Raw genomic sequence first — 11,586 nt, forward strand, 5'->3', positions numbered from 1 at the left:
GTACGGCTCCCTGTTGTTGATATTGTTGTTCAGGCAAATGCGACCACAAGCGGCCCAAGCAGGGTCAGCAACACGTTCGCCACCGCATAGGTGATGGCGAACGGTGTTGTCGGCACCGCATTTCCCGCCTTGTTCAGGACCTCGCCAAAAGCGGGATTGGCGCTGCGCGAACCCGCCAGCGCGCCCGCGAAGATGGCCGTATTGTCGTAGCGCAGGACGTAGCGGCCAAAGAACATGGTGATGACCAGCGGCACCATGGTGACCACCACGCCCAGAAGAAACAGCGTCATGCCGTGCTGCATGATCGTGGCGATGGCCTGCTGGCCCGTCTGCAGTCCGGTCACGGCCACGAAACCCGCCAGCCCCAGGTCAACCAGCAGGGTTGACGCAGCCGCGGGCATGCTGCCGCGCGCCGGATGGCGGCCATGGAACCAGCCGAACAGCAGTCCGGACAGCAACGCGCCCCCGCCGCTGCCCAATGTCAGCGGAATACCGCCAAGGCGCACTACGCCGAGGCCGATCAGCAGCCCAAGGGCAATGCCAAGGCTGTGAAAAATCAGGTCGGTCTTGATGCCGGGCGTAAGGATCGTACCAACCTGTGCCGCGACCCGCTGCACATCAGAAGGCGTGCCCAGCAGGGTCGCTACGTCGCCTTCGTGCACCGTAGTATCGGATGCAAGCGCCACCGGCTGGCCCGCGCGTGACAGTCCGACCAGATAGACGCCATGCTTCACTGCTGCCGAGAGCAACTGCGCGCACTGCGCAACCGTGCGCCCGGCAAAATCCCTGCGCGATAGCACCACGTCATGCCGAACAAGGGACAGGTCCATGCCCGGCACATCGCCAGTTTCCGTGCCCACGCGCTGTCCTGCGGCAATAATGTCGGCCCGCTGCCCCACCAGCAGGATCTGGTCACCTGCCTGCAGCACCGCATCGACAGTCACACCCACAGGACGGCCACCGCGCATGATCCGCTCGACGGTTACGGCATGGGCCGCACTTTCGATGCTGGCGACACTCAGGGCTGCCTGCGTGACACGATAGGTACGGCCCACGATATCGGGCAGCGCCGGAACCTCGCCTTCTCCGCAGACATAAACACCACCAGCCTGTGCCGCTTCGGCACGCACGGCATCTTCACGGATGCCACGGCCCATGAACCATGGCAGGATGTTTACGCACAGCAGGATCGGTCCGATGGAGCCGAAAATATAGGTCACGGCATACCCCACTGCGACATTGCCCTGCATCTGCTGCACCTGCGCCAGCGGCAACCCCAGTTTTTCAAGCGACGACCCGGCAGTACCGATAATGGCCGACTGGGTCAGGCCACCTGCGGCAAGACCCGCAGCAAGCCCCTTATCCAGATGGAACAGTCGCGCCACCGCCACGACTGTAACAAGCCCGGTTACGGCCAGCACCACGGCCATCAGGATCTCGCGTAATGACTGCCGCCCGAGCGAGCGGAAGAACTGCGGGCCGCTCTGGAACCCCACGGCATAGATGAACAGCGCGAAGAGCACGTTCTTGATGCCAGAATCGATATGTACCCCGACCTGGGCGATCAGTACAGCCGCCAGCAGCGAACCAGCCACGCCACCAAGCTGGAACGAGCCGAAGCGAAACTGACCAATCCAGCACCCGATGACCAGTGCAAGGAAAAGGGCCATTTCCGGACACGCACTGAATAGGCTGGAGAGAAGGTCGCTAAATGCGTGCATCAAATGTTTCCCTGCTCGTGATTGTTTTTACAAGGAAAAATCGCGATTCCTCACTTTCCCGTCATCGCCCTATTCATTAAAAAGAAATAAAAGTCTACAAAAATAATAGTATTTATATCGTAATGTTATGTATTGATAATTATTCCGTCATATATGCTGGTATTATTCATGAAAATAACGATCAGTCATTTTATCATGTATGCTGTGCCTACGGCTCACAGCACAGCAATACCAGGAGCCCGACCGAAAGTTAATTGGTTGATTACAGAAGGTTATGATTCATAGGTTTGCAAGAACCGGATGAGATCGAGATGGCTTAAACTGAAACCACCCGCACGCAGTATCGCCGGGACGACCTTGAGTATGCAAAGTGACCTGCCCGATGCGAAATGGGCGCTGATTGCTCCGCAGATGCCCGGAAGAAAGTGACCTGGGAGACCGCGTCGGATTGACCTGCGCCGCGTCATGGAGGCACCCCTTTATATTGTCACGACGGACTGCCAGTGGCGGCAGTTCCCGGCGTTCACGACCGTGCAGGGCTATTTCTATCAGTGGGTCCGCGAGGGCCGCTGGGAAGCGTTCAACCATATTCTCGTGATCCTGTCGCGCGAGCAGGATGGACGGGATGCTATGCCGTCAGTGGGCATCATCGACAGCTAGTCGGTTAAAACCGCTGAAAATGGCGGACCACGCGGTTATGACGCGGGTAAGAAGATCAGGGGCCGCAAGCGGCATATCGCGACCGACCCGCCGGGTCATGTCGTGGCGGCTGTCGTTCATCCCGCCGACATTCAGGATCGTGATGGTGCGCTGCTGATAGCGGTCAGGATACGCTCATTGTTTCCCTAGCTTTGCCATCTGATCGGTGACGGGGGATATGCTGGCGAGAAGTTGCGTGGTGCGCTGGCTAAACTCGGTCGATGGACGATCGAGATCGTCAAACGTAGCGATCGGGCCGAAGGCTTCGTCGTCCTGCCCAAACGCTGGATCGTGGAGCGCAGCTTTGCATGGCTCGGACGCTGCCGCCGTCTCACGAAGGATGTCGAGGCAACAATCTCGTCATCCCACGCGTGGTTGATGATTGCCCATATCCGCAGAGTTCTGCGGAAAATCAATCAAACCGCTTTCTGATTCAGGCTCTAATATGTAGAAAAACCGCGCGCATACACCAAATGGAAAATAGGCTGGCAGAAATCCACCAATGTCCAGTTTTGTGTAATTTTCAGCCACCCGCAAATGTCCGAGATGAGGCGCAAGTGATATATCTGCTCAGCGCAGGCAAGCGGCAGGCTACTTACGCCTTCATTGCAGTCATTCACCAGTTCATTTGTGTTTTCCGAAAGCAGACACTTCATATCTGAAATGAGAGCATCTGCTCGAATTAGGGTCTGTTAGTCCTTGAATGACAGAACGGACTTCATAGCTGTTTATGATGAGCATGATGCAGTCTGTCTTTTCTGATACCGCATGGTCCGTCTGGGAGCCTTTGATCGAGGAAGTCCGTCCGAAGGGCAAGACCCCATCGAAGAACCTTCGAGGGACGATATCTGCGATTTTCTGGCGCCGTCAGAACGGTGCAAAATGGCGCGCTCTGCCATCTGAGTTTGGTCCCTGGTGGATTGCCGCACAGTTGTTCATTCGCTGGTCGAAGCTTGGGGTGCGGCAGTGCCTCTTTGAAAAGGTCAAAGACCGGGATCAGGCCCTCGGCATGGTTTTTCTCGATGGCACGACGATCCGTGCCCATCACAAGGCGGCCGGGGCCGCCAAAAAGGGGGATACAGAGGATGCCTCAGGGATCGTGAGGCGCCTGGCCGCTCACGTGGAGGCTTTGGCAACAGGGTCTGCGTAGCCGCGGATGGGCATGGCAGGGCGCTGTCCCTCACACTGTCGCCCGGACAGGCACAGGAACTGCCATCCGCTTATTTCTTGCTCGACGATCTGCCGTACCCACCGACCTATGTCGTCTGTGATCGTGGATATGCCTCGCATAAATTCCGTGAATATCTCTGGAACCGGGGATCTCGTCCTGTCATCCCGCCAAGGAAGAATGATCCGGAAGTCGCCTGTCCAAAATGGGCTTACAGACACCGGCATCTGGTCGAAAACCTGTGGGCAAAGCTCAAGGAGTGGCGGGCTGTCGCGACCCGATACGAAAAGACAGCCGCGTCCTGTCTTTCCGTCATCCTCATCGCTGCTACAGTAGACTACATCAAGGCCTAACAGGCCCTAACTGGGTTTTCTCATTGTAGCGCCCCAAGCGCCCGATCGCTTCCACTACCTTCCAGAACGTGCGTCAGTTCATCCACCAGACAGATGCGGCCTTCTCGAAACTGATAAAAGGCAATAACCTTGATCAGACTTTGCTCGCCGGAACGACGTGTTGCACGAGCCACGTGCACGGTGGCAGCCTTATCATCTTCACATACGACATGCTGAATATCTATTTCCAACGCACCAAGAGCGTTGCGTAAGGCATATGTGTGGGCCTGGAAGTCGCCCAATGTCATTTCACGTCCATCGACAAATTGCCGATAGTCCGGCGTCATGAAATCCAGCAGCTTATCCGGAGTTGAACCAAAGTCCGTGAATGTGGTGAACATTTCCCTGATGATCTGCTCGTGGTGTGTGGAAGACATGGAATCCCCTTTAATCTTGTGAATTGAGTGGACCAGAAGATTGTAAAGGAGATGCTTTTGGCATTCTGCCGATCGTAGGCCATAATTCGACTCATGCACGCTAAACCGTTTTCCTTTTTATCAGAAGATCCTGCTCCGTCATGTGGCGTTCCCTGGCTATCTGGAAGTCCCGTAAGACAGACGAACCGCCGAACCACTGACCTGCATGTTCACGAAAAGGGGCAGATATTCGTCGTGGAAAGCGGTGTTATGGCCGTTATGACTCAACATTCCTACTGGCTAATCGGGCCGGGGCAGCTTCTCTGGCTGCCTCCTAGCTTTGTTCATAAAGCACGCTCCCACGGTGCTATCGCAGGCTGGAATCTGTATATTACTGCTGAGAGGTATTCTTCAGTTGCACAGAAGCCTTTTGTGGCAGACTGCACGCGATTATTGATGGCTCAGGTTGAACGTCTGTCGCAAAATACCAAAGAGGCAATATGGCAGGACAGCTTTACAAGACTGGCCGAAAGCTTCTGGGATGAATTCCTGTCCATTCCGCGTCATTCTGTTTCACTACCTTTTCCCGAAGATGCTCGGCTAAAGCGGATCGCAGAAGCCCTGAGTGTCACTCCTGCTGATCCACGAGGACAGCAGGAGTGGGCAGATATGGCAGGAATGTCTTTACGGTCTTTCATCCGCCATTTTACCGCTGATACGGGAATGCAGTTTTCAGTCTGGCGGCAGCGCCTGCGTATTCTTAATGCGCAGGAAAGGCTAGCGCGACGCCAACGTGTGACCGATGTCGCCGCCGCAGTCGGTTACGAAAGTCTGGGCGCGTTTGCTGCCGCCTTTAGAAAAAACACCGGCTATAGCCCCAGTGCCTATACACAACGCTGCCGGGTTGGGGCAACTGACCCAATATGAGCATAATCTGGTAAGATTCGTCATTGATAGGCATTCAGTAAACGGATTACTACAGGCTTATGTCAGTCATTTGGTAACTGCTTTTTTAAATACTTCTACATGGGTAGTTTTCTCCCATGGTGCGGGCACTTTTTTGATATCGTCTTACGCGCGCTGCTATCCCTGTCGGGCGGGCAATCATCTGCTTTTCAATGAACGGTCCTCTGTTGGCATGGATTTCAACATGTTGTCTCGCTGTCGCCGAAAATGGGCACATTCGGTTCTTAACCAATTCGTGAAAACATTTACTCTCCTGTCTGCGGCGTCACGGCAGATCAGGACATAACGTGCTCTTGCAGGCATCGGCTTCCCAAATGGGAAAACAAGTCTTCCAGAAAGAATGTCGTCATACACTAGGGCCATTCTACCCATTGCCATACCCTGATTTTTCAGGGCAGATCCCAGCGCGAGACTGGACAGGTTAAACTGCGATCCGCCAACCGTGCATTTGTAATCGTCCGTATTTTCTTTTATCCAGTCATTCCATTCACAATATTCAGGGGCACCCGTCCACGGTTCGTTATCGTGCAGAAGGTGGACATTTCTTATTTCCAGCGGTTGTTCTTTTTCTGAAAATGATGGCGTTGATACAGGAATAATAAACTCATCAAGCAGGTCTTCCGCCGCCACATCATTGTATTGTTTGGGGTCGTAACGAATGGCGATATCAATACGGCCCCGTGCAAGTTCCTCGCAATCCAGATCCTGAAACTCCGCAACAAGTCGAACCGGGACATGAGGATGCCGTGCGTTAAAATCCGCAAGACGGGGCGTCAACCAATGCAGGGCAAACGAAGGCGAGCAACTTATCTGCAGAGGCGCATCAGGTGTCTGTAGTTCTCCAAGAATAGCCTCGGTATCCGAGAACACACGTGTCATGACTTTGTGCAATGCCTCTCCTTTTCCTGTTAGTGTCAGGGTACGTGCGGATCGTATGAACAATCTGAGGCCAAGATGCTGTTCAAGCAGCCTGATCTGTTGACTGACCGCTCCCTGGGTTACGCATAGATCGGCGGCTGCCCTCGTAAAGGAGAGCTTCGTTGCGACGACATGAAAGCTGCGAAGCGCTCCCAGAACTGATGTTGAGGGCAGAGGCATATCCATTAACTCCGCTAATGCATCAATTAGAATATATCGTTTCCGCCTGATGCCACGACGCGCTACACGTCATCGCCAGAACAGCATCATTCAGGCCGCGTGAAATGACGAATAGCAAAGATTATAGCCATATTATAGATTGCTTGCGCACGAAAAAGCGTTGTCTCTGGCTTAATGATCGGCTGTCCCCTGACTGCCGCCCTGATCAGTCCATATTAGCTGGAATCGCTGATGCAGGTACTCGCTTCAAGCGGTGTGAACCGCTTCTCGCAGAGCTCTTCAACGAATTGGGCCCGACAGATGGTCGAATTGAGTCTCCCCTGACCGATGCGGGGAAACTGGCCGCATGTTCGCCCGTAACCGCACCAGGTGCGTGGTTCATCAAGCGTGATGACCTGCTTCCAGTCGCAGGTTCGATCAAGGCGCGGGGTGGGTTTCACGAGGTTCTCGCCTATGCCGAAAAACTCGCGCTTGACCATGGCATCATCAGTCCCGACTCTGACAGGCATTGTCTGGCAGGAGAGGCGGACAGAGAACTCTTTTCCGCACATAAGATCCTCGTAGGCAGCACTGGAAATCTGGGCCTTGCAATCGGTACCCTGTCGGCTGCCCTTGGGTTCAGATCGGAAGTCCATATGTCTGCCGATGCCAGACAATGGAAGAAAGATCGTCTTCTGGCGCGGGGCGTGGCTGTCGTTGAACATCAGGGGGACTATTCCGTCGCAGTTGCGACGGCGCGTTCGCTCATGCAAGAGTCCGACTACTTTGTTGACGATGAAGCATCCGCCCTTTTGTTTTACGGCTATGCAACCGCAGCACTGGAACTGAAAATGCAATTGCATGCGGTAGGGCGCAAGGTGGACAGCCAGACGCCGTTGCTGGTTTATCTACCGTGCGGGGTAGGCGGTGCACCTGGCGGCATTACGGTCGGGCTGAAAGCGATTTTTGGCCCAGACGTACACTGCTTTTTTGCTGAACCGGTTGCATCACCTTCCATGCTGCTCCAGTTATGTTCTGGCCAGATGGAGCCGGTCTCCGTTGCAGAAATCGGACTAGATAACAAAACGGAAGCCGACGGACTTGCCGTCGGACAGGCGTCGTTGTTTGTCGCGCGTCGCATTCAGGAAATGCTGGCAGGCGTATTTACGGTTTCCGATGACGAGTTATATGAAAATATGGCTCTTGTAGAAAAATATCTGGGATTTTTACTGGAACCATCTGCAGCGGCCGGACTGCGCGGGCCAATATGGCTTAATGAAACCAAAGCAGGGCGGAAATATCTGAAGAGACATCAGATCGTTCCAGATCACGCGACACATGTTATCTGGGCAACAGGAGGTTCTCTTATTCCGGAACTTCAGCGCAGTCATTACAGGAATATGGCTGAGATGAAGATAAGATCGTTAGAATGTTGATTTTCACTGAGAACTGACCCGGGTAGGGCGGAAATTTTCATCGAGATTTGACCCATGCCTTCACACTCCCCGGCAGCATCTGCTGGGGGTTTGAGGAGTGATTGACATGGAGCTTCTGAGTGTGATCCGTCGGTGGACTGCCGGGATCATCTTCCAATCCGCGAGATTGAACGCCGGACGGGACTGTCACGCAATACGATCCGGAAATATCTCCGGCCAGAGAGTATTGAACTGCGGCTCTACGGCGTGTCGTCAGTTAAGCTCTGAATATGGCATGTGAGGGTTGTACTTTGTGTCTGCGTGTGCTGACTGTTTTCCCGTTTTGAGGGAGACAGATAGATGCGGCGCTATAGTTTACGCGATGACCAGTGGGAGCGGATAAAGGATCTTCTTCCCGGTCGAGAAGGCTATGTCGGCGGCACTGCGGTGGACAACCGTCTGTTCGTGGAGGCGATGCTGCATCGCTATCGCGCGGGTATTCCATGGCGCGACCTTCCTGCCCGTTTCGGGGACTGGAAAAACGTGCACCGGCGTCTGCGCCGCTGGTGTGAAAGCGGCGTCATCGAACGGATATTTTCGTTATCTGGCCGCTGATCACGACAACGAATACATGATGATCGACAGCACAATTGTCCAGGCGCATCAGCATAGTGCCGGAGCTCTCAAAAAAGGGGCACGGATCAGGCCATCGGACGATCACGAGGCGGGTTGACTACAAAGATCCATGCCATCTGCGACGCTCTGGGCAATCCGGTGAAACTCGGCATCACACCGGGACAGGATGCCGATATCACCTAGGCAGAACCGCTTCTGGAAAACATCGACCCGGATGCTTTTCTTGCTGACAAGGCGTATGACGCGGACAGGTTGATCGATCGGCTGATACAGCGCGGGATTATCCCGGTCATCCCGCCAAAACGCAACAGAACGACACGACGGAAAACCGATTTTTCTCGCTACCGTGAACGGAACCTTGTTGAGAGGTTCTTCAATAAACTCAAGCAGTTTCGCGCTATCGCAACCCGCTACGATAAACTGAAATCGACCTTCCTCGCTGCCGTGCAGTTCGCCTCAATCATCATCCTGCTTAACTGACGACACGCCGTAGTCTTCAATCCTTCAAGACGGTGCAATTCCACGGCTATTCTTGTGCGTTCTGGGAGTTCTGCAAGAGCATCCCGCACAATGGCCAGTTGCTGGCGATGAAAAATCTCGACTTCCGGAACGGCCCGCTCATCTGGTTGAAGATGAGTTGTCTCGCTTCCATTGTCAGAAATCACATAACGGCTACGACTGATATGTGCCCGTCTACCATCAAGAGCAATATTTCGGACAATGCGAAAGAGATAGCGTAACGGTTCACGAACAAAATTCGGATCAGCCTGAGAGAACGTCGAGAAACGAACCCACGCTTCCTGAACGATATCCTCGCTTTGCGTCGTAGTCCCCGTGACAGTGGTCGCATAATCGACCAGCCGTTTACGGTTCTGCACGAACAGGCTCAGATTGTCCTTCTCGCTGTCCAAAGGTGCGCTGTCCACTTCATCACGCGGTCATACGAATCCGCTTCACCACATTTAAGAACCATTCTTATCTGGTAGCTACGTGAGGACGGCAGTGAAGGCAAGGAGAAGGTTCGCGGATCGGCCCTGTGCTGTGTGGCCTGGGCCGATTCTTACCCTTCCCGGCCCTCTTCTGGCGCGCCCCACGCGCTCCGGAACTACGTGGGATTTCTCCCCCGATTGATTCCTATATGATTCCAGTTAGTGCTCTGGAACGCAGAAAGCCCGCTCGGAGAGCGGGCTAACTACTTGAGTTCATTTGAATTTCATGGTTGCGGGGGCAGGATTTGAACCTGCGGCCTTCAGGTTATGAGCCTGACGAGCTACCGGGCTGCTCCACCCCGCGGTTGTTTGGGGAGACTGGAAGACCTGGCGGCGACCGACTTTCCCGTGCCTTAAGGCACAGTATCATAGGCGCTGGGGCATTTCACGGCCGAGTTCGGGATGGGATCGGGTGGATCATTCCCCGCCATAGCCACCAGGTCATCCAGTCTCCCCGGTATGGGGAGAGGATGTGATGGGTTGGTGCGTTTTTGTTATTGTGTTGAAGAGTGGATGACTGCTGTGCATGTGTGTTGCCCTTTTGAGGGGGCGATGGAATGAGCCTATTGGGCGATTAGGACCAGTTAGCTGCACGCATTACTGCGCTTCCACACCTGGCCTATTGACGTGATGGTCTATCACGGCCCTTGGGGAGACCTTGTTTTGAGGTGGGTTTCCCGCTTAGATGCTTTCAGCGGTTATCCCGTCCACACTTAGCTACCCGGCTGTGCCGCTGGCGCGACAACCGGTGCACCAGAGGTATGTTCATCCCGGTCCTCTCGTACTAGGGACAAATCCTCTCAAGTCTCCAACACCCACGGCAGATAGGGACCGAACTGTCTCACGACGTTCTAAACCCAGCTCACGTACCACTTTAATCGGCGAACAGCCGAACCCTTGGGACCTGCTCCAGCCCCAGGATGTGATGAGCCGACATCGAGGTGCCAAACCTCCCCGTCGATGTGGACTCTTGGGGGAGATCAGCCTGTTATCCCTAGAGTACCTTTTATCCGTTGAGCGATGGCCCTTCCACGCGGGACCACCGGATCACTATGGCCGACTTTCGTCTCTGATCGAGCTGTCACTCTCACAGTCAGGCGGGCTTATGCCATTGCACTCGACAGCCGGTTTCCGACCGGCCTGAGCCCACCATCGCGCGCCTCCGTTACACTTTGGGAGGCGACCGCCCCAGTCAAACTGCCCACCATGCAGGGTCCCGGACCTGGCTAACAGGCCTCGGTTAGACATCAGAAACAGTCAGGGTGGTATTTCAAGGATGGCTCCACCGGAACTGGCGCCCCGGTTTCAAAGCCTCCCACCTATCCTACACAGAATGTCTCTGATGCCACTGCAAAGCTGCAGTAAAGGTTCATAGGGTCTTTCCGTCTGACCGCGGGTACCCCGCATCTTCACGGGGAATTCAATTTCGCTGAGCCGATGCTGGAGACAGCGGGGAAGTCGTTACGCCATTCGTGCAGGTCGGAACTTACCCGACAAGGAATTTCGCTACCTTAGGACCGTTATAGTTACGGCCGCCGTTTACCGGGGCTTCAATTCGGTGCTTGCACACCTCCTCTTAACCTTCCGGCACCGGGCAGGCGTCAGGCCGTATACGTCGTCTCTCGACTTCGCACAGCCCTGTGTTTTTACTAAACAGTCGCTACCCCCTGGTCTGTGCCACCCGCCGATGGTTGCCCACTGACGGGTCTTGCTTATCCCGAAGTTACGCAAGTAATTTGCCTAGTTCCTTCAGCATCGTTCTCTCAAGCGCCTTGGTATTCTCTACCAGTCCACCTGTGTCGGTTTCGGGTACGGTCTATATGCCAGAGCTATTTCCTGGAATACTCCAAAAGCCGGATCAATCCGATAAGACCCGACAACATATTGTATTCGTCACTTCTGGCAGGCCCGGGAATATTTGCCCGGTTTCCATCGACTACGGCTTTCGCCCTCGCCTTAGGGGCCGGCTCACCCTGCGCGGATTAACCTTGCGCAGGAACCCTTGGACTTTCGGCGACAGTGTTTCTCGCACTGTTTGTCGCTACTCATGTCAGCATTCGCACTTCCGATATCTCCAGAGAGGGTCACCCCGTCTCCTTCACAGACCTACGGAACGCTCCGCTACCGCGCATTCAAAGAATGCACCCACAGCTTCGGCACGTGGCTT

Annotated in this window: 7 protein-coding genes, 1 tRNA gene, 2 rRNA genes and 2 pseudogenes (1 of these 12 cut by a window edge); 5 read left to right on the forward strand and 7 right to left on the reverse strand. The window is 54.6% G+C overall.

Going from position 1 to position 11,586, the window contains the following annotated elements:
* Positions 1-29: 29 nt before the first annotated feature.
* Positions 30-1,721: an aspartate-alanine antiporter gene (gene aspT / locus KSAC_RS06975; RefSeq protein WP_132304862.1), complete on the reverse strand. Its 1,692-nt coding sequence runs from the start codon at positions 1,719-1,721 to the stop codon at positions 30-32.
* A gap of 320 nt (positions 1,722-2,041) precedes the next feature.
* Between aspT and KSAC_RS06980 the strand changes: the two are divergent.
* Positions 2,042-2,852: pseudogene (locus KSAC_RS06980) on the forward strand (IS5 family transposase); the annotation flags it as partial.
* A gap of 310 nt (positions 2,853-3,162) precedes the next feature.
* A protein-coding gene (locus KSAC_RS06985; protein ID WP_207918819.1) for an IS5 family transposase occupies positions 3,163-3,941 on the forward strand; the annotation gives its coding sequence in 2 pieces (ribosomal slippage) (positions 3,163-3,501 and positions 3,504-3,941; 777 coding nt in all).
* A 20-nt stretch (positions 3,942-3,961) separates the two neighbouring features.
* Here KSAC_RS06985 and KSAC_RS06990 read toward each other — a convergent pair.
* Positions 3,962-4,357 (reverse strand): nuclear transport factor 2 family protein, encoded by a 396-nt coding sequence (locus KSAC_RS06990; RefSeq protein ID WP_132304864.1) that lies wholly within the window; start codon positions 4,355-4,357, stop codon positions 3,962-3,964.
* A gap of 93 nt (positions 4,358-4,450) precedes the next feature.
* Here KSAC_RS06990 and KSAC_RS06995 point away from each other — a divergent pair, with 93 nt between their 5' ends.
* Entirely contained in the window at positions 4,451-5,263 is an 813-nt protein-coding gene (locus KSAC_RS06995) for an AraC family transcriptional regulator (protein WP_132304866.1), read from the forward strand.
* A 177-nt stretch (positions 5,264-5,440) separates the two neighbouring features.
* On the opposite strand, the gene KSAC_RS07000 is transcribed toward KSAC_RS06995, so the two are convergent.
* Complete coding sequence (locus tag KSAC_RS07000; protein WP_207918781.1) at positions 5,441-6,406, reverse strand: LysR substrate-binding domain-containing protein; 966 nt, start codon at positions 6,404-6,406, stop codon at positions 5,441-5,443.
* A 98-nt stretch (positions 6,407-6,504) separates the two neighbouring features.
* On the opposite strand from KSAC_RS07000, the gene KSAC_RS07005 reads away from it, so the two are divergent.
* The gene (locus KSAC_RS07005) at positions 6,505-7,815 is read left to right on the forward strand and encodes a D-serine ammonia-lyase (RefSeq protein ID WP_132304870.1); all 1,311 of its coding nucleotides are present in this window, start codon (positions 6,505-6,507) and stop codon (positions 7,813-7,815) included.
* A gap of 339 nt (positions 7,816-8,154) precedes the next feature.
* A pseudogene (locus tag KSAC_RS07010) lies at positions 8,155-8,910 on the forward strand (IS5 family transposase).
* Here the strand turns inward: KSAC_RS07010 and KSAC_RS07015 are convergent.
* The 4 genes from KSAC_RS07015 to KSAC_RS07030 form a co-directional block, all read right to left on the reverse strand.
* The gene (locus KSAC_RS07015) at positions 8,841-9,341 is read right to left on the reverse strand and encodes a sigma-70 family RNA polymerase sigma factor (protein ID WP_165927297.1); all 501 of its coding nucleotides are present in this window, start codon (positions 9,339-9,341) and stop codon (positions 8,841-8,843) included. The pseudogene KSAC_RS07010 and the gene KSAC_RS07015 sit on opposite strands and share 70 nt — an antisense overlap.
* A 305-nt stretch (positions 9,342-9,646) precedes the next feature.
* Positions 9,647-9,723: transfer RNA gene (locus tag KSAC_RS07020), tRNA-Met, on the reverse strand.
* A gap of 21 nt (positions 9,724-9,744) precedes the next feature.
* A 5S ribosomal RNA gene (gene rrf / locus KSAC_RS07025) occupies positions 9,745-9,860 on the reverse strand.
* Between the two features lie 113 nt (positions 9,861-9,973).
* Positions 9,974-11,586: ribosomal RNA gene (locus tag KSAC_RS07030) — 23S ribosomal RNA — on the reverse strand; it runs 1,126 nt beyond the window's last position.

The organism is Komagataeibacter saccharivorans (genome assembly GCF_004348195.1).
Classification (GTDB): domain Bacteria; phylum Pseudomonadota; class Alphaproteobacteria; order Acetobacterales; family Acetobacteraceae; genus Komagataeibacter; species Komagataeibacter saccharivorans.